The organism is Bradyrhizobium sp. CCGB20, from assembly GCF_024199855.1.
Lineage (GTDB): Bacteria > Pseudomonadota > Alphaproteobacteria > Rhizobiales > Xanthobacteraceae > Bradyrhizobium.
Genome location: NZ_JANADN010000001.1, coordinates 1,201,257 through 1,218,576, shown reverse-complemented (window position 1 = coordinate 1,218,576; position 17,320 = coordinate 1,201,257). Strand labels below are relative to the sequence as shown.

Below are 17,320 nucleotides of genomic sequence, written 5' to 3'. Positions count from 1 at the left end.
TGGTTCCGCGCTTGATCCAGATCAATGGACTGGCGCTCAGCCGCCGCCAAAAATGGCGCATTCGATCCAAGACGGTTTTCATCATTGAGGTGATTGGGTTCGCCACCGTCGTTCTCGGCGTGCCCGCACGCGTCAAGCATAGCCGGCCGGAATGAGCAGACCACCCACCTCTTTCCCAGGAGTTTCGGATGACACGGCAACTTATCCACGCGATCATTCTCATAGGCACCGGGGTGTTCCTCGCCTCATCGGCAGAAGCAGTCACAGCAGCGCGATGTGAGGATCGATCCGCGAATTGCATTGGCACATGTGCCAACTTTACCGGTGGGGCCGGCGATTTTCGGGGGCATCAGAACAAATGCATGAGCTCCTGCGACCGGCAGACAACCAAGTGTCTGATACGTGCGAACGCCGATGTGGAGCGTTGGTACCGAAATCGGCAATAAAGGCTGCGGTTCTACGCCCGGGCTAGAGCGTGATGAGATGAGACCCGACAAGCCCGCCGACAGAAGTGCGTTGCCTCCCCCTTGTGGGGCAGCGCCAGGGTGGGGGTAGCCCAGGAAAAGGTGCGGCTGTTGACGACCAGCTGACCTACCCCGGCCGGCGGCGCAGCCCCGCGACCAGACCTAGCCCCGCCAGCAGAGAGATCGCCGCAAGGCTGCCCCACACCAGACCCGCCTGCTCGAGATAGACATCCTGCGAGACCGGATCGTAGCAGCGGCCGAGCTCGTTGAAGCAGTCGCGCCAGCGCCAGTAGCGGGCTTCGAAGGCGAGCGCGAACATTGCGCCCAGACCCATCAGGGCCGCCCCCAGAATGCCCCTCAGCCAGCGCAGGACCACGCCGGCGCCCTCACCGCTTCGTCTTCATCTTCGTGAACCGCACGCTTTGGCCATCCGGCATCCGCACCGCCTTGAAGCCCGCGGCGAGGCAGGCTTCGCGCTGCGGCATCTGGATGTCGGGGCTGCGCAGGCTGTCCCACCACGAGGCACGGTTCGCCGCGCGCGGCAGGGCCGCGCCGATGATCTCCTCGATCTGCTCGAAGCTCAGCACGAATTCCGCCTGCTTGTGCCGCATCAGATAATCGCGCAACGCGTCGTAATCGTTCACAGTCGTCCTCTCGTCCGAAGTCCAGATCCGCGCAATGAGGTCTGCTCAAAAACGCTAGCTGCTTAAACCAGTTCTTAACTCATTGCAGCACCGCCGTCCCGGCTTAAACACTGGGCAATCATTCGGGTGCATCCACTAAGGTCGGGAGCAAGCGATGTCGTCTGGATGGCGCGAAGTCATGGCCCGCCGGCCGTGGCGCATTTCGGCGAAGCTGCTGATCATATCGTCCGTCGTGACGGTGATCGGCTTTTCCGCCATTTGCGTCAACGTCATGCTCGACATGCGCCGCGGCGAGGAGGCCCTCGCGCGCCAGACGCTGGAAAATCTGGCCACCTCCATCGAGGCGGATATCAGCCGCAACATCGAGATCTACGATCTCGCCCTGAAGGCGGTCGCCAGCAACATGCTGCTGCCGGAGATCAGCACGGTGTCGAAGCCGATCCGCCACCTGATCCTGTTCGATCACGCGATCACGGCGAGGCATTTCGGCGCCGTCCAGGTGTTCGATGCGGAGGGCAGGCTGACCATCGACGCCTCCACGCTCGATCCCCTGCCGGAGAACCGGGGCGAGGAGGATTACTTCAGGGTTCATCGCGAGAATCCCGGCGCCGGCCTCTTCATCAGCCGCCCGATGCTGTTCCGCGGCGCCTATTCCATCGTGCTGAGCCGGCGCATCAGCGACACCGACGGCGGCTTCATGGGGATCGTCGCCGGCTCGATCCGCTTCAGCTATTTCCACGAATTGTTCGAGCGCCTGAACCTCGATCCCGACGACACCATCACCGTGCTCAAGCGCGACCGCACCATCATGATGCGGCGGCCGTTCGATCTCGACGTCATCGGCAAGAATCTCGGGACGCAGCAGAGCTGGAAGGCCGACAACCTCAAGGCCGGCGGGTCCTATGCGGGCCAGGGCCCGGTGGACACGACGCCGCGCCTCTACGTCCGCAGCACCGGCCCGGGTCCGCTGTTCGTGGTGGCAGGCAAGCCGCTGGCCGCCGTGTTCGAGCTCTGGCAGAAGGAAGCCTACCGCATCGGCGCAGTGGTGCTGGCGCTCATCCTGTTCATGCTGGCCTCGACGCTGGTGCTCGCCCGCGAGATCCGCCGGCGCGCCGAGGCCGAGCGCAAGCTCGAGGAGATGGCGACGACGGACGCGCTCACCGGCCTGAAGAACCGCCGCAAGTTCGATCAATTGATCGACATCGAGTGGCGGCGCGCGATACGCCAGAAGACGCCGGTCGCGCTGCTGATGATCGATGCCGATCACTTCAAGGCCTACAACGACACCTTCGGCCACCAGGCCGGCGACCAGGTGCTGGTCGGCATCGCCATCTGCATCTCCGATTCGGTGAGCCGCGCCGGCGATTGCGCCGCGCGCTATGGCGGCGAGGAATTCGCGGTGCTGCTGCCGAACACCTCGGCCGCCGAGGCCCTCAATGTCGCCGAGACGATCCGCGGCAAGGTGCAGGGCTGGTCCGACGATCAGGCAACGTCGACGGTCTCGTGCGGCATCGCGAGCCTCGTTCCCACCACCGGCATGGACTGGCCGATCCTGGTCGAAGCCGCCGACAAGGCGCTCTATGCGGCGAAAGCCGGCGGCCGCAACCAGTCCGTGGTCGCGAGCCTGCCGAAGCTGTCGCTGGTGGCGTGAGGCTGCTCGGTGTCGTCCCGGCGAACGCCGGGACCCATAACCACAGGGAGTGGTTTGGCGAAGACTCGTCGTTCGGTACTTCTGCCTAACGCGATCGATAGATCACGCGGTATGGGTCCCTGCGCCCGTGCGCAATTGCGCACTAGGCAGGGACGACGGTGACGCTTACTGCCCCAGATACTTCTTCATCTCCGCGATCAAGCCGTCACGCAGCTCCGGCCGCTTCAGGCCGTAGGCGATGTTGGCGCGGAGGAAGCCGGGCTTGGAGCCGCAATCATGGCGCTCGCCCTCGAACTCGACGCCATAGAATTTCTGCGACTTGGCGAGGCCAATCATGGCGTCGGTGAGCTGGATCTCGCCGCCGGCGCCGCGCTCCTGGGTCTCCAGGATCTTGAAGATCTCCGGCTGCAGGATGTAGCGGCCGGTGATCGAGAGATTGGAGGGCGCGGTGCCCTTGGCCGGCTTCTCGACCATGCCGTCGACCTCGAACATCTTGCCGGTGCGCTTGCCGACGCCGCAGATGCCGTATTGATGGGTGAGATGGTCAGGCACGGCCTCGACCGCGATGACGTTGGATTTTTCGCCGAGCGATGACGCCGTCTCGATCATCTGCTTCAGGCAGCCGGTGGTGTTGAGCACGAGCTCGTCGGGCAGCACGACCGCGAACGGCTCGTTGCCGACGATGTCGCGCGCGCACCAGACCGCGTGGCCAAGGCCAAGCGGCGCCTGCTGGCGGGTGAAGCTGACGGCACCGGCTTCCGGCTGGTTCTGCGCCAAAATGTCCTGCTCGGCCTTCTTGCCGCGCGCGGCCAGCGTGGAGTCGAGCTCGAACATCTTGTCGAAATGATCTTCGATGACGTTTTTGTTGCGGCCGGTGACGAAGATGAAATGCTCGATGCCGGCTTCGCGCGCCTCGTCATAGACGTACTGGATCAGCGGCTTGTCGACGATGGTCAGCATTTCCTTCGGCATCGCCTTGGTGGCGGGCAGGACGCGGGTGCCGAGGCCGGCGACGGGGAATACGGCTTTGCGAATTTTCATGGGATCGATCGAATACCTGAGGAAGGGAGCAATGCTATCTTGCTAGCCTGTTTGCAGCCGCTAACAAAGGCGGATGTGGGGCCTCGCGCTCACGGAGTTGAGAAAAAGGCCGACACCAAAATTTCACCTTTGTTAAGCTATTGGCAACCGGTACCGCGCCTCCTGAAGGCGGATTTTGGCCGGACGGGTGAGGTATGATGCAATCGGTGGCAGCGCTGGCGAAACGTGCTGGATTTGTGACCAACGCAACAATGGTTGCGGCCGCCTTGCTGCTGCCCGTCAGCGCGCATGCGCAGGCGCAGAACGGCCTGTCGAACCTGTTCGGCGGCATTTTCTCCGGCCCGAATCCGGCGCCCTCGCAAGCCCCGCCCGGCCAAGGCGGCGCCCCGACTGGACCTCAACCTTGGAGCGGCGAGGACGGCGCCTCCGGCCATCCGCTGATGACGGCAGCCGCGATCCGCGAGGCCGCGGGCAACTTCAACAATTGCGTCGCCGGGATGTGGCCCGATGCCGCACGCCGCAACATCACGCAGGAAAACTTCCAGCGCTTCACGGCCGGGCTCTCGCCTGACCTGCGCATCATGGACCTGATGGATTCGCAGCCGGAGTTCACCAAGTCGATCTGGGACTATCTCGACATCCTCGTGAACGACAACCGTCTCGCCAAGGGCCGCGAGGTGCTCGCCAAATACAAGGCGCAGTTCGAGGCCACCGAAAAGGCCACCGGAGTCGACCGCTACATCATCGCCTCGATCTGGGGGATCGAGTCCAATTACTCGACGCAGATGGGCGACCGCAGCGTGCTGCAATCGACCGCGACGCTGGCCTGCATCGGCCGCCGCCAGGCCTATTTCAAGGACGAATTCCTCTCCGCGCTGGAGATCCTCAACCGCGGCGATCTGCGCCCGGAGCAGATGCGCGGCTCCTGGGCCGGCGCCTTCGGTCCGACCCAGTTCATGCCGACGGCGTTCAAGCGCTTTGCCGTGGATGGCGATGGCGACGGACGACGCGACGTCGTCGACAATCCCACCGACCTGATCGCCTCGACCGCCAACAACCTGAAGAAGGACGGCTGGCAGGCCGGCCAGACCTGGGGCTATGAGGTCGTGGTGCCCCAGGGATTCAACTACATGCTGGCCGACCGCGCCAAGGCGATGACGATGGCGCAATGGGAGAAGCTCGGGCTCAAGCGCCCGGCCAACCAGCCCTTCCCGCATCCGGCCGAGAAAGCCTATCTGCTGGCGCCTGCCGGCGCGCAGGGGCCGGGCTTCCTGATGCTGCAGAATTACCGGGTCATCATGAAGTACAACCCGGCCGAGGCCTATGCCCTGGCGATCGGCCATTTCGCCGACCGCCTGCGCGGCGGGGCGCCCTTCGTGCAGACCTGGCCGCGGCAGGAGCGCGAGCTGTCCCGTACCGAGCGGCTGGAACTCCAGCAGCTGCTGGCCCAGCGCGGCTTCTACAAGGGCACCCCGGACGGCCAGTTCGGCGGCCAGACCCGGGAGGCGCTGCGCAACTTCCAGGTCTCGATCGGGGTCCCCGCCGACGGATTTGCCTCCTCGGACGTGCTGGACCAGCTCCGTAAGCGGTAAAATCGCGCCGAAAGTAACCCTGAACAGGGATTTTGCCCGGTCGTCTTGACGGGGACGGCTGTTCCCCGGTGTATGGCAGAAGAATCTGCAAAGAGAATCTGCCCGTTTGGCGCCTGATTCCGTTATTATATCGAACCACTTCCGATCCCATTGCGCGTGCCCGAGATCGCATGTCGAAGCCAAAGTCCTTCTTCAAGGCGCTGACCGAGACCGGCCCGTTGATCGCGCTGGGGACGGCGCTTGCGATTTTGGTCTCGGTCGCGGGACCCGCCTCGGCGCAGTTCTTCAACTTCCCCGGCTTCGGCGGCCCGCCGCAGCGCCAGGCACCGCCGCCGCGCAACGGCGGAGGCGGTGGATGGTTCGGCGGCGACTTCTTTGCGCCGTTCCAGCAGCAACAGCAGCAGCAGGCGCCGCGCCAGGACTTTTCGCGCGCGCCGGCGCCGGCCAAGCGTGACACTGTCGCCGACAAGAACGTGCTGGTGATCGGCGACGGCATGGCGGACTGGCTCGCCTATGGCCTGGAAGATGCCTACAGCGAGCAGCCCGACATGGGCGTGATCCGCAAGCACAAGACCACGTCCGGCCTGATCAAGTACCAGCCGCGCGGCGAGCCCTCGGACTGGGCGGCTGCTGCGAAGGGTATCCTCGAGACCGAGAAGCCTGACGTCATCGTCGTCATGCTCGGCCTCAACGACCGCGTCGCGATCCGCGAGGCGGCGCCCGACAAGCCTTCCGACAAGGACAAGAAGAACGACAAGGGCGCGCGCGCCAAGCAGCCCGCCAAGCCCGGCGACGCAAAGCCCAACGACACCGCCGCCAAGCCGGACGACAAGCCCGTTGACGCCGACCTGCCGCAGGACGATGCCGACAACGCCGACACACCGGCGGCCGCAGCGCCCGAGAAGACCGCGCGCAACCCGAACGGCCTCTACGAATTCCGCGACGAGCGCTGGGTCGAGCTCTACGGCAAGAAGATCGAGGAGCTGGCCAACGTCCTCAAGGCCAAGGGCGTGCCGGTGCTCTGGGTCGGCCTGCCCGCGATCCGCGGCCCGAAGGGGACGGCGGACATGTTGTTCCTGGATTCGCTCTACCGCGAAGGCGCGGGCAAGGCCGGCATCACCTATGTCGATGTCTGGGACGGCTTTGTCGACGAAGCCGGCCGCTTCCTCCAGAAGGGTCCGGACTTCGAAGGCCAGATCCGCCAGCTCCGCAGCTATGACGGCGTCTATTTCACGAAACCCGGCGCACGCAAGCTCGCCCACTATGTCGAGCGTGAGATCACGCGCCTGCTCGCCGGACGCTCCGGCCCGATCGCGCTGCCGAGCGAGCCTGCCACCCCCGACACCAGCGCCGAGCCCGGCAAGCCCGCGCCGCGGCCGCTGGCGGGACCGATCGTGCCGCTGGTTGCGGCCTCGATCTCGACCGATCAATTGCTGGGCGGCCCGGGCACGCGTCCGGCCGCCGTCGATGCGCTGGCCGCGAAGACCATGGTGAAGGGTGAGCCGCTGGCCGCGCCCGCCGGCCGTGCCGATGATTATGCCTGGCCGCGCCGCGAAGTCGGCCGCGAGCAGGCCAAGGGCGATACGCCTGTTGCGGCGACGACGCCCGACGGCAGCAATCCGAATCCATCAGGAACGCCGGGTGCGGCCGCGGCGATCGCACCGCCCAAGCCGCTCGCGCCAAAGAAGCCGCCGGCGCAGCCGCAGCAGCCGGCCCAGGCTTCGCCGTCATTCCGCGATTTCTTCAGCTTCGGCTCTCCGCAGCCACCGCCGCGTCAATTGGCGCCGGCACCGCGCAATCCGAATCCTAATCCCGCGATCCCGCGCCCGCCTGGGAATGTCGGGCGTTCGGCGGAGATGTTCCGGTAATTTGCTGAGTTGAGGTCTCGTACCCCGAATGGGCAGCCGCGTGTAACGCTGCTGCGCAGCACCCGGGCCGCATTGCGTCCCGGGTACGAGAGTTCGGGGTTTTGGTGACTAGCCGTAGTAACGCCAGCGCGACGGCGGAGGACGACGCGCAGGGCGCGACATCAGGAGCGCGAGCGCGAAGCCGATGCCGCCGGCGACCAGCAGTGCGCCGAGCGGATTGTCCCGCACCTTCTTCGAAATCGCCTGCGTGCCATCGCGAAGCGTGTCGCCGCTGTTGTCATAGGCGTCCTTGGCGTAGCTTGCCGCGGTGTCCGTCGCGTCACGCACGGCGTCCTTTGCCTGGCCGTAGAGATTCTGCACGGTGCCGGCGGCTTCCCGCGCCTTGCCCGACGCCTGTGTCTGCGCATCGCCGGCGAGATCACCGACGGCGCCTTCCGCGCGTCCAGCGAATTCCTTGGCCGATCCGACAATCCGATCCTTATCCATGATGCTCCTCCTCGGGGGTCAACCCAAGTAACCGATCAGGAGCAACGCAGTTCCAAGTCGTGACGAAAGTGTAGGCGTAGCCCGGATGAGCGAAGCGACATCCGGGACCTTGCTTGCACCGCTCCCGGGTATCGCTGCGCTCACCCGGGCTACAAGACCTACAGGATCAGCCCGCCATCGACGACCAGCGTCTGGCCGATGATGTAGGAGGACAGCGGAGACGCCAGGAACAGCGCCGCGCCCGCCATGTCAGCCGGCGTGCCCAATCGCCGCAGCGGAATGCGCGACAATGCGCCTTCGAGCCGCTTGGGATTGTCGGTGGTCACCTTCGTCATCTTGGTGTCGACGAGGCCGGGCGCGATACCGTTGACGCGGATGCCGTCCTCGGCCCAGGCCTCGCCCAGCGTCCGCGTCAATCCGACCGCGCCGGTCTTCGAGGCGTTGTAGGCGGGATTGCCCATGGTCGAATGATAGGCTGCGGTCGAGGACACCATGATCAGCGCGCCCTTGGCATCGCGCAACATGGAATGAAACCGCGTCGCGCAGGCCATCAGGCTCATCAGATTGACTTCGACGACCTTGCGGAAGCCGGCCATCTCGAACTCGCCGCGGCGATAGAGCACCGCGCCCTGCGCGAGCACCAGGATGTCGAGCCGGTCGAACGACGGCTTGAAGGCTTCGATCGCGCCTGTGTTGCTGACATCGAGCTGCGCATAGGACAGCCCTGTGAGATTGGAGCCTTCCTCGGCCGAATATTCCGTTGCGTGAGCACGCGTGCCGCAGACTGCAACAGCAGCGCCCTTGCTGCGAAAGGCTTGCGCAATGCCGTTGCCGATACCGCTGGAACCGCCGACGACCAGCACCTGCCTGCCTGAGAAATCCAGCTCGTTCGCCATCGCGGCCTCCCCTTTTGTTTTGCTTGTTTGACCTGTCTGCGGATCGATGCGAGCCTTGTCAATCGCATAACAACAAACAAGACGCCGCGAGGAAACAGCATGTCCGACTTCAAGCAGCTCAGCCGGTCCGTGAAGGGCCTGACCGTTCTCGTTACCGGCGCAGCAAGCGGCATGGGGCGCGCCACCGCACGCGTGTTCGCAGCCGAAGGCGCGAACGTCGCCGTCACTGATTTTGACGAGCAAGGTGCGCAAGCAGTCACAAAGGAAGTCGCGGCGAGCGGCGGTTCAGCGAAGGCGTGGAAGCTCGACGTCGCCGACGGCGGCGAGATCAAGCGCGTGGTTGCCGATGTCGCCGCGCATTTCGGCGGGCTCGATATCGTCGTCAACAATGCCGGCATCTCCGTGCGCGTCGCGATCGACGACGAGACTTATGAGGACGCCTGGGCCAAGGGCATCGCGGTGATGCTGACGGCGCATCCGCGCATCATCCGCGCCGCGCTGCCGCACCTGTGCAAGTCGAAGAGCCCGCGCATTGTCAACATCGCCTCGACCGAGGCGCTCGGCGCCACCGCATTGCACAGCCCGTATTCGGCCGCGAAGGGCGGCGTCGCCAGCCTCACGCGCTCGCTCGCCGTCGAGCTCGGCCGCGAGGGCATCACCGTCAACTGCATCTGCCCGGGACCGATCCGCACCGCGATTACCGACCGCATCTCCGAGGAGCACAAGACCATTTATGCCAAGCGCCGCACGGCCCTCGGCCGCTACGGCGATCCTGAAGAGGTCGCGCATATGACGCTGAGCCTGTGCCTGCCGGCCGCATCCTTCCTCACCGGCGCGGTGATCCCGGTCGACGGCGGACTGATGGCGAGGAACGCGTAGGAATTGAGGGGGGTAGCCCGGATGAGCGAAGCGACATCCGGGAAGGTCCTTCCGCGAGGTGAGAGCCCCGGATGTCGCTTCGCTCATCCGGGCTACGGGCTGCCATGCGCGGCGAGCGTTGACAACGGCGGGTGCGAGAGTAACTTTTTTCACCAGCAGAGCGGGACCAACCGCTCGCGGTTCGCGGGAGAAACGCCATGACGATCGCCATCCGGCAGCTTCAGAAGCATTTTGTCGGCGAGGTTTCGGGCCTCGATCTGCGAAAGCCTCTTACACCGGATGAGGCGCGCGAGGTCGAGGCTGCCATGGACAAGTACGCGGTGCTGGTCTTCCACGACCAGGACATCACCGACGAACAGCAGATGGCCTTCGCGCTGAATTTCGGCCAGCGCGAGGACGCGCGCGGCGGCACCGTGACCAAGGAGAAGGACTACCGGCTCCAGTCGGGCCTGAACGACGTCTCTAATCTCGGCAAGGACGGCAAGCCGCTGGCGAAGGACAGCCGCGCGCACCTGTTCAATCTCGGCAACTGCCTGTGGCATTCCGACAGCTCGTTTCGCCCGATCCCCGCGAAATTCTCGCTGCTGTCGGCGCGGGTGGTGAACCCGAAGGGCGGCAATACCGAATTCGCCGACATGCGCGCAGCCTATGACGCGCTCGACGACGACACCAAGGCGGAGATCGAGGATCTCGTCTGCGAGCACTCGCTGATGTATTCGCGGGGATCACTCGGCTTCACCGACTACACCGACGACGAAAAGCAGATGTTCAAGCCGGTGCTGCAACGCCTGGTGCGCACCCATCCCGTCCATCGCCGCAAGTCGCTGTACCTGTCATCGCATGCCGGCAAGATCGTCAGCATGAGCGTGCCGGAGGGCCGGCTGTTGCTGCGCGATCTCAACGAGCACGCGACCAACGCGGAGTTCGTCTACGTCCACAAATGGAAGCTGCATGATCTCGTGATGTGGGACAACCGCCAGACCATGCATCGCGTTCGCCGCTATGACCAGTCCCAGCCCCGCGACATGCGCCGGGCGACGGTGGCGGGCACGGAGCCGACGGTGCAGCAGCAGGCGGCGGAGTAGGCCGCGCGCCAACCTCCGCTGTCGTCCCGGACAAGCGAAGCGCAGATCCGGGACCCATAACCACAGGGAGTGGTTTGGCCAAGACTCGGAGTTATCAGCTAGCGCAACAACTTCTTCCTGGGGTTATGGGTCCCCGCGTTCGCGGGGACGACACCGAAGGTGGGACGCATGACAGCGGTGGTGGCGCGCAGCACTGTCGGAGCAGCTACCACACCAGACCTACGCGTGCCCCGCCTCGTTCGAGAGCATGCCGGGATCGATGCCGATCTTTCGCAGCGCCCGGCCGTATTTCTCGTCGACGTCGTCGCCGAAGATCAAATCCGAATCTGCATCGCAATGCAGCCAGCCATTGCTCTGGATCTCGGTCTCGAGCTGGCCCGGCGCCCAGCCGGCATAGCCGAGCGCGAGGATGGCGTGCTTCGGGCCGGAGCCGTTGGCGATCGCCCGCAGGATGTCGACGGTCGCGGTGAGACAGACGCCGTCGTCGATCCGGAGCGTCGCGTTCTCGATGTAGAAATCGCTGGAATGCAGCACGAAGCCGCGGCCGGTGTCGACCGGCCCGCCGCGCAGCACTTTCATGCTTTCGGCGTTCTCCGGCAGCTTGATGTGCTCGCCCTTCTTGATGATGCCGAGTTGCTGCAAGAGCTCGGGGAAGTCGATGCTGCCGGCGGGATGATTGACGATGATGCCCATCGCGCCTTCGGCGGAATGCGCACAAAGATAGATCACCGAGCGCTCGAAGCGCTCATCACCCATCACGGGCATCGCGATCAGGAGCCGGCCGTCGAGATAACCGGCCGAACTGGGGAGCGCGGGGCCCGCGCTGCGGGTGCTTTCGCCCGTCCTTTTGCCTGTGGGAGCCATCGGTAAAGCACTCCGGTTTCAATTCCTATCCTGATGTCGGGCCGGGCCGCTGTCAAATCAAGGCTTGCCCGGACTTGATTCAAGTGCATCCATCACAAGCAATTCAATGGTTTGCCCCGGGGGGACCCTGTAAAGACGTGCCATGCTGACAAGAGTTCCCACGCGTGCGGCGATTGGCGTCGCGACAACCCTGTTTGCGTCGTCGCTGGCGCTCGCAGCCCGCGCCGACGACGCGTCACCCTGGCAGCGCGACGGCCATTCCGCAGTGCGATTGCTGGCGGGATCGCGCAGCGGCGCTGTCCTGCTTGGCGGTATCGCCTTCCAGCTCCAGCAGGGCTGGAAGACCTATTGGCGCATCCCCGGCGATTCCGGCGTTCCGCCGCGGTTCGATTTCTCGAAATCGGACAATGTCGAAGCGGTGACGGTGATGTGGCCGGCGCCGCTGAAATTCGATGACGGCGCGGGCGGCCATTCGATCGGCTATCACGGCCAGATCGTGCTGCCGCTGCGCATCGTGGCCAAGGCGCCCGACAAGCCGGTGACGCTGCGCGCCGAGATCAACTACGCGGTGTGCGAGAAGCTCTGCATTCCCGTCGAGGCCAATGTCGAGCTCGGCTTCAACAACGTCGCCTCGACCGAGGACGCCAATCTGCGTACCGCGCTCGACACCGTGCCGAAGCCGGCCACGATCGGCGACCCCAATCCGCTGACCATCCGCGACGTCAAGCGTGACGGGCCCAAGAATGTGGTGGTCGACGTGGTCGTGCCTGACAGCCGCGACGTCAATTTATACGTGGAGGGGCCGACGCCCGATTGGGCGTTGCCGATTCCGGCGCCGGTCGAGCGCAGCCCGCCCGGCGTGAGGCGATTTTCCTTCGAGCTCGATGGACTGCCGCCGGGCGCCAAGCCCGACGGAGCGGCGTTGAAGTTCACGCTGGTCGCGCCCGAGAAGTCGTACGAGTTCAATACGAATCTGGAGTGAGCCCGGGCCACTCTCTGTTGTCGTCCCGGACAAGCGCGCCCTTGCGCGCGCCGATCCGGGACCCATAACCACAGGATCGGTTTGGCGAAGACGCGGCGTTACCAGCTTGCGCAACAACTACTCCCTGGGGTTATGGGTCCCGGATCTGCGCTTCGCTTGTCCGGGACAACACCGAATATGAAACACCCCCACCCAACCGAATCTTAACGAATGGTTGCTAATTCCCAGGCCTGCCGCCGCATGCGGGACGTCTGATACGAATGCCTGGGGACTCTTCGAATTGGCCGTGATGGATGCAGAACGCGCAACGACCGGACCTGCCGGCCTCATCGCACGGCTGCGCGCCAAGTTGACGGGCGGGTCGAACGAAGCGTCGCTGACGCGGCGGCTGGCCGGCACCATCTTCATCATCCGGGTGATCAGTGCAGGCCTCGCCTATTTCTCGCAGGTCCTGCTCGCGCGCTGGATGGGGACGTCCGACTACGGCATCTATGTCTATGTCTGGACCTGGGTGCTGCTGCTCGGCAGCATGATGGATTTCGGCATCTCGGCCTCCGCGCAAAAGATCATTCCGGAGTACCGCACCGGCGGCGAGCATGCGCTGCTGCGCGGATTTCTCTCCGGCAGCCGCTGGCTGGTCTTCGCCGTGTCCACGCTGGTGTCGCTGGGGCTCGCCGGTATCGTCAAGCTGCTGTCGCCCTGGATCGATCCGGCCGAGGTGCTGCCGCTCTATATCGGCTGCATGACGCTGCCGGCCTTCGTCGTCGCCAACACCCAGGACGGCATCGCGCGCTCGCATGACTGGATGCAGCTCGGCCTGATGCCGCAATTCATCATCCGCCAGGCGCTGATCATCGGCATCACGGCCTGCGCCTTCCTGCTCGGCTATCATCTCGGCGCGGTCGCGGCGATGGTCGCGAGCGCCGGGGCAGTGTGGATCGCGATGACCGGGCAGATGGTGGTGCTGAACCGCAAGCTCGCCGATCACATCGAGCCGGGCCCCAAGGCCTACGACGTCAGCGGCTGGCTCGCCGTCTCGCTGCCGATCCTGCTGGTCGAGAGCTTCTACCTGCTGCTGTCCTACACCGACGTGCTGGTGCTGCAGCAGTTCCGCCCATCCGACGAGGTCGGCGTCTATTTCGCGGTGGTGAAGACGCTCGCCCTGGTCTCGTTCATCCACTACGCGATGTCGGCGACCACGGCGCATCGCTTCGCCGAATACAACGCAAGCGGCGACAAGGCGCGCCTGTCGGCCTATGTCGCGCATGCCATCAACTGGACGTTCTGGCCGTCGCTGGCAGCGACCATCGTGCTGCTTGCGCTGGGCAAGCCGCTGCTCTGGCTGTTCGGCCCGCAATTCACAGTCGGCTACGACATCATGTTCGTCGCCGCGATCGGCCTCGTGGTGCGCTCTGCGATCGGACCGGTCGAGCGGCTGCTCAACATGCTCGGCCAGCAGAAGATCTGCGCTCTCGCCTACGCGCTGGCCTTCGTGATGAACGTCGTGCTCTGCATCGCGCTGGTGCCGCGCTACGGCGGCCACGGCGCTGCGGCTGCAACCTCGATCTCGCTGACATTCGAGACAGTGCTGCTGTTCTGGATCGTGCGGCAGCGGCTCGGCCTGCACGTGCTGGCGTTCGGCAAATAGGCGCTGCAACCCAGACCTGCTGGCCTGGAGAATGCCTATTTCGCACCTTACAAGGCGACGGCGCAAAACCCCTGTCCACCGCCAGCCCGCAGCAAGATTTTTCTTATTCAGCCCAAGCAGTTGCGCCACAGGGAAATTTTATTCTACGTCATATTGCCCAACCGACGAGATAAACCTAAGATTCCCCAGAGATGATCGATCCGCTCTATGTCGCCTCCGGATTTGGCGTCGGCCTGCTTGTCGGGATGACCGGCGTGGGCGGCGGCTCGTTGATGACGCCGCTGCTGATCCTGTTATTCGGCGTCCATCCCGCCACCGCGGTCGGGACCGACCTGCTCTATGCCGCGGGTACCAAGGCCGGCGGCAGCGTGGTGCACGGCTTCTCACGCAGTGTGCACTGGCCGGCGGTGCTGCGGCTCGCCTGCGGCAGCATTCCCGCCAGCGCGGCGACGCTGTTCGTGCTGTGGAAGCTCGACCTCAGAAGCGATGCCGAGCGCAGCCTGGTCAACCTGGTGCTGTGCTTTGCACTGCTGCTGACCGCGATCTCGCTGATCTTCCGCAAGGCAATCATGGAGCGCTACCGCGGCAAGCTTGAACGTGTCGACGAGCGCACCACCGCGATCGCGACCGTCGTCACGGGCATCGTGCTCGGCGTGCTGGTGTCGATTTCGTCCGTCGGCGCCGGTGCGGTCGGCGTCACCGTGCTGCTGCTGCTCTACCCGCGCCTGCCGATGGCGACCATCGTCGGCTCCGACATCGCGCACGCGGTGCCGTTGACGCTGGTGGCCGGCATCGGGCACTGGGCGCTTGGCGATGTGGATTGGGCGCTCATGGGCGTGCTGCTCATGGGCTCGCTGCCCGGCATCATCGTCGGCAGCTACAGTGCGACGCGCGTGCCGGAGACGGTGCTGCGGCTTACGCTGGCCAGCGTGCTGTTCGTGGTGGCCGGCAAGATCATGTTCGCGGAATTGAAACTGTCCTCGGCGTTCGTGACGGCTTTGGCCTGGACGCATTGAAACGGAAAACCCCGCTCCATTCCCGCGGTCATCGCCCGGCTTGATGTTTAGCCCGGACAGATCACTGACGGGTGTTCGGAGACATAGCTGACACATCAACATTGGCTGGATTGGTCCGATTCGGGAGGCCGTCCATGCCTTGGAATGAGGTGTCAGTAATGGATCAGCGCCACGAGTTTGTGCGGCTTGCTTTGCAAGAGGGAGCCAATCGGCGCGAGCTCTGCCGCCGGTTCAACATCAGTCCTGATGTTGGCTACAAGTGGCTGGCGCGCTGGCAGGCCGGTGATCGGGAGCTGGCCGACCGCTCGCGGCGCCCGCACGCGATGCCCAGGCGGAGTGAGCCCGCGGTCGAGACGCAGGTTCTGGCTGTGCGCGACAAGCATCCGGCCTGGGGAGCGCGGAAGATCGCCCATTGCCTGAAGCGGGGCGGGCAGACGGTGCCTGTGCCGTCAACGGTGCACCAGATCCTGTGCCGGAACGGCCGGGTCAGCCCCAGCGAGAATGCACCGCCAAATCCGGGGCACCGCTTCGAGAAGGAAGCTCCCAACCTGCTGTGGCAGATGGACTTCAAGGGGCACCTGCCGCTCGCCAACGGAACGCGCTGCCATCCGCTCACAATCGTCGACGATCACTCGCGCTATGTTCTGTGCCTGAAGGCCTGTGCCGACGAGCAGCGTCTGACCGTGCAGGATCACCTGACGGCGACGTTCCGCTGCTATGGCCTGCCGGAGGCCTTCTACACCGACAACGGCTCACCCTGGGGCGACACGTCCGGCATTCGTTGGACCGGACTGAAGGTGTGGCTGCTCAAGCTTGGCGTCAGGGTGGTCCATGCCAGGCCGTGCCATCCACAGGCCCGCGGCAAGAACGAACGCTTCCATCGCACCCTGAAGGCCGAGGTCTTTGCCATGCGCCGCTTCCGCACCCTCCCGGAAGTCCAGCGTGCCTTCGATGCCTGGCGGCCGGTCTACAATCTGGAGCGTCCCCACGAGGGCCTGGATATGCACGTCCCTGCCGATCGCTTCCGGCCAAGTGCCCGTACCATGCCGGCCCGCGTTCCGAACGTCGCGTATGACAGCGGCGAGATCGTGCGCAGGGTCTCATCGACCAGACCCTACATCTCCTTCAAGGGGCGCTTCTGGAAAGTTCCCCAGGCTTTCGCACGCGAACGCCTTGCCATCCGACCGCTGGATCGTGACGGCCACTACGGAATCTTCTTCGCCAGCTGGCAGGTCGCATCCATCGACTTGACCAACGCCCAACCTGTCAGTGATGTGTCCGAACAGGTGTCAGCTATGTCTCCGGACTAAACACTTGACCGGGCGATCCAGTATTCCAGAGACGGCTGTGATCGCGCCGGGACGCCGCGGCGTACTGGATGCCCCGGTCAAGCCGGGGCATGACGGAGAATGGTCCTACTCCGCGGTCCAGCCGCCGTCGATCGAGAGGTTGGTGCCCGTAATCTGCGCGGCATCGTCGCCGCACAGGAACAGGGCGAGGGCTGCGACCTGCTCGGAGGTGACGAACTCCTTGGTCGGCTGCGCGTCGAGCAGCACGTCGTTGATGACCTGCTCGCGCGTGAGGCCGCGGGCCTTCATCGTGTCGGGGATCTGCTTCTCCACCAGCGGCGTCCAGACATAGCCGGGGCTGATGCAGTTGCAGGTGATCTTGTGGGTCGCGACCTCGAGCGCCACGGTCTTGGTCAGGCCGGCGATGCCGTGCTTGGCCGACACATAGGCGGACTTGAAGGGCGAGGCCACCAGCGAGTGCGCCGACGCGGTATTGATGATCCGGCCCCAGCCCTTCTTCTTCATGCCGGGGACGGCGGCGCGGATCGCATGGAAGGCCGAGGACAGGTTGATCGCGATGATCTGGTCCCACTTCTCGATCGGGAATTCCTCGATCGGGGAGACGAACTGGATACCGGCATTGTTGACGAGGATGTCGACCGAACCGAAGCTCTTCTCTCCGAGAGCGATCATCCCGGCGATTTCCGCCGGCTTGGTCATGTCAGCCGGCGAATACACCGCTTTCACGCCGAAATCGGACTCGATCTTGGCGCGCTCCTTCTCGATGTCCTCGGGCGAGCCGAAGCCGTTGATGACGACATTGGCGCCGGCGGCGGCGAAGGCGCGCGCATAGGCAAGCCCGATGCCGCTGGTCGAACCGGTTACGACGGCGTTCTTGCCTGACAGACTACCCAT

The 17,320-nt window shown here is 64.8% G+C and carries 17 protein-coding genes; 10 read left to right on the top strand and 7 right to left on the bottom strand.

What is annotated here, in order from left to right; all coding sequences use genetic code 11:
- Positions 1–11: 11 nt before the first annotated feature.
- Positions 12–155 carry a hypothetical protein gene (locus tag NLM15_RS05655; protein WP_254116054.1) on the top strand — a complete coding sequence of 48 codons (144 nt, stop codon included), beginning with the start codon at positions 12–14 and terminating at the stop codon, positions 153–155.
- Positions 156–591: 436 nt separating this feature from the next.
- Here the strand turns inward: NLM15_RS05655 and NLM15_RS05650 are convergent, their stop codons facing one another.
- Complete coding sequence (locus NLM15_RS05650) at positions 592–798, bottom strand: hypothetical protein (RefSeq protein WP_254116053.1); 207 nt, start codon at positions 796–798, stop codon at positions 592–594.
- A gap of 52 nt (positions 799–850) precedes the next feature.
- On the bottom strand, positions 851–1,108 hold the full coding sequence (locus NLM15_RS05645; protein ID WP_254116052.1) for a hypothetical protein: 258 nt from the start codon (positions 1,106–1,108) through the stop codon (positions 851–853).
- A gap of 154 nt (positions 1,109–1,262) precedes the next feature.
- On the opposite strand from NLM15_RS05645, the gene NLM15_RS05640 reads away from it, so the two are divergent.
- On the top strand, positions 1,263–2,759 hold the full coding sequence (locus NLM15_RS05640) for a diguanylate cyclase (RefSeq protein WP_254116051.1): 1,497 nt from the start codon (positions 1,263–1,265) through the stop codon (positions 2,757–2,759).
- A 165-nt stretch (positions 2,760–2,924) separates the two neighbouring features.
- Here NLM15_RS05640 and galU read toward each other — a convergent pair whose 3' ends face one another.
- On the bottom strand, positions 2,925–3,800 hold the full coding sequence (gene galU / locus NLM15_RS05635) for a UTP--glucose-1-phosphate uridylyltransferase GalU (RefSeq protein WP_254116050.1): 876 nt from the start codon (positions 3,798–3,800) through the stop codon (positions 2,925–2,927).
- A 197-nt stretch (positions 3,801–3,997) separates the two neighbouring features.
- Between galU and NLM15_RS05630 the strand changes: the two genes are divergently transcribed.
- Positions 3,998–5,392: a lytic murein transglycosylase gene (locus NLM15_RS05630; RefSeq protein ID WP_375166810.1), complete on the top strand. Its 1,395-nt coding sequence runs from the start codon at positions 3,998–4,000 to the stop codon at positions 5,390–5,392.
- A gap of 170 nt (positions 5,393–5,562) precedes the next feature.
- A complete protein-coding gene (locus NLM15_RS05625; protein WP_254116048.1) occupies positions 5,563–7,260 on the top strand; it encodes an SGNH family hydrolase in 1,698 nt (565 codons plus the stop codon).
- 108 nt (positions 7,261–7,368) lie between these two features.
- Here the strand turns inward: NLM15_RS05625 and NLM15_RS05620 are convergent, their stop codons facing one another.
- Together NLM15_RS05620 and NLM15_RS05615 are read right to left on the bottom strand one after the other, a co-directional pair.
- A complete protein-coding gene (locus NLM15_RS05620) occupies positions 7,369–7,746 on the bottom strand; it encodes a CsbD family protein (protein ID WP_254116047.1) in 378 nt (125 codons plus the stop codon).
- 158 nt (positions 7,747–7,904) lie between these two features.
- Entirely contained in the window at positions 7,905–8,642 is a 738-nt protein-coding gene (locus tag NLM15_RS05615; protein WP_254116046.1) for an SDR family NAD(P)-dependent oxidoreductase, read from the bottom strand.
- A gap of 99 nt (positions 8,643–8,741) precedes the next feature.
- Here NLM15_RS05615 and NLM15_RS05610 point away from each other — a divergent pair, with 99 nt between their 5' ends.
- Complete coding sequence (locus NLM15_RS05610; RefSeq protein ID WP_254116045.1) at positions 8,742–9,521, top strand: SDR family NAD(P)-dependent oxidoreductase; 780 nt, start codon at positions 8,742–8,744, stop codon at positions 9,519–9,521.
- A 197-nt stretch (positions 9,522–9,718) separates the two neighbouring features.
- Complete coding sequence (locus tag NLM15_RS05605; protein ID WP_254116044.1) at positions 9,719–10,606, top strand: TauD/TfdA family dioxygenase; 888 nt, start codon at positions 9,719–9,721, stop codon at positions 10,604–10,606.
- A gap of 219 nt (positions 10,607–10,825) precedes the next feature.
- Here NLM15_RS05605 and NLM15_RS05600 read toward each other — a convergent pair whose 3' ends face one another.
- The gene (locus tag NLM15_RS05600; protein ID WP_254116043.1) at positions 10,826–11,470 is read right to left on the bottom strand and encodes a YqgE/AlgH family protein; all 645 of its coding nucleotides are present in this window, start codon (positions 11,468–11,470) and stop codon (positions 10,826–10,828) included.
- A gap of 142 nt (positions 11,471–11,612) precedes the next feature.
- On the opposite strand from NLM15_RS05600, the gene NLM15_RS05595 reads away from it, so the two are divergent.
- From NLM15_RS05595 to NLM15_RS05580, 4 genes are all read left to right on the top strand, one after another.
- The gene (locus NLM15_RS05595; protein WP_254116042.1) at positions 11,613–12,452 is read left to right on the top strand and encodes a protein-disulfide reductase DsbD domain-containing protein; all 840 of its coding nucleotides are present in this window, start codon (positions 11,613–11,615) and stop codon (positions 12,450–12,452) included.
- 280 nt (positions 12,453–12,732) lie between these two features.
- The gene (locus tag NLM15_RS05590; RefSeq protein WP_375166809.1) at positions 12,733–14,100 is read left to right on the top strand and encodes a flippase; all 1,368 of its coding nucleotides are present in this window, start codon (positions 12,733–12,735) and stop codon (positions 14,098–14,100) included.
- Positions 14,101–14,291: 191 nt separating this feature from the next.
- A complete protein-coding gene (locus NLM15_RS05585) occupies positions 14,292–15,116 on the top strand; it encodes a sulfite exporter TauE/SafE family protein (protein WP_254116041.1) in 825 nt (274 codons plus the stop codon).
- Between the two features lie 134 nt (positions 15,117–15,250).
- Positions 15,251–16,426: an IS481 family transposase gene (locus NLM15_RS05580; RefSeq protein ID WP_254116040.1), complete on the top strand. Its 1,176-nt coding sequence runs from the start codon at positions 15,251–15,253 to the stop codon at positions 16,424–16,426.
- 105 nt (positions 16,427–16,531) lie between these two features.
- Here NLM15_RS05580 and NLM15_RS05575 read toward each other — a convergent pair whose 3' ends face one another.
- Positions 16,532–17,320, bottom strand: coding sequence for a 3-hydroxybutyrate dehydrogenase (locus NLM15_RS05575; protein ID WP_254116039.1), 789 nt, complete (start codon positions 17,318–17,320; stop codon positions 16,532–16,534).

What these genes read in the sequence shown, in the direction of transcription:
- NLM15_RS05595 (WP_254116042.1), top strand. Translation starts at nt 11,613, where the DNA reads ATGCTGACAAGAGTTCCCACGCGTGCGGCGATTGGCGTCGCGACAACC.
- NLM15_RS05650 (WP_254116053.1), bottom strand. Translation starts at nt 798, where the DNA reads ATGGGTCTGGGCGCAATGTTCGCGCTCGCCTTCGAAGCCCGCTACTGG.
- NLM15_RS05580 (WP_254116040.1), top strand. Translation starts at nt 15,251, where the DNA reads ATGCCTTGGAATGAGGTGTCAGTAATGGATCAGCGCCACGAGTTTGTG.
- galU (WP_254116050.1), bottom strand. Translation starts at nt 3,800, where the DNA reads ATGAAAATTCGCAAAGCCGTATTCCCCGTCGCCGGCCTCGGCACCCGC.
- NLM15_RS05610 (WP_254116045.1), top strand. Translation starts at nt 8,742, where the DNA reads ATGTCCGACTTCAAGCAGCTCAGCCGGTCCGTGAAGGGCCTGACCGTT.
- NLM15_RS05630 (WP_375166810.1), top strand. Translation starts at nt 3,998, where the DNA reads ATGCAATCGGTGGCAGCGCTGGCGAAACGTGCTGGATTTGTGACCAAC.
- NLM15_RS05615 (WP_254116046.1), bottom strand. Translation starts at nt 8,642, where the DNA reads ATGGCGAACGAGCTGGATTTCTCAGGCAGGCAGGTGCTGGTCGTCGGC.
- NLM15_RS05625 (WP_254116048.1), top strand. Translation starts at nt 5,563, where the DNA reads ATGTCGAAGCCAAAGTCCTTCTTCAAGGCGCTGACCGAGACCGGCCCG.
- NLM15_RS05575 (WP_254116039.1), bottom strand. Translation starts at nt 17,320, where the DNA reads ATGGGTAGTCTGTCAGGCAAGAACGCCGTCGTAACCGGTTCGACCAGC.
- NLM15_RS05605 (WP_254116044.1), top strand. Translation starts at nt 9,719, where the DNA reads ATGACGATCGCCATCCGGCAGCTTCAGAAGCATTTTGTCGGCGAGGTT.
- NLM15_RS05600 (WP_254116043.1), bottom strand. Translation starts at nt 11,470, where the DNA reads ATGGCTCCCACAGGCAAAAGGACGGGCGAAAGCACCCGCAGCGCGGGC.
- NLM15_RS05620 (WP_254116047.1), bottom strand. Translation starts at nt 7,746, where the DNA reads ATGGATAAGGATCGGATTGTCGGATCGGCCAAGGAATTCGCTGGACGC.
- NLM15_RS05585 (WP_254116041.1), top strand. Translation starts at nt 14,292, where the DNA reads ATGATCGATCCGCTCTATGTCGCCTCCGGATTTGGCGTCGGCCTGCTT.
- NLM15_RS05640 (WP_254116051.1), top strand. Translation starts at nt 1,263, where the DNA reads ATGTCGTCTGGATGGCGCGAAGTCATGGCCCGCCGGCCGTGGCGCATT.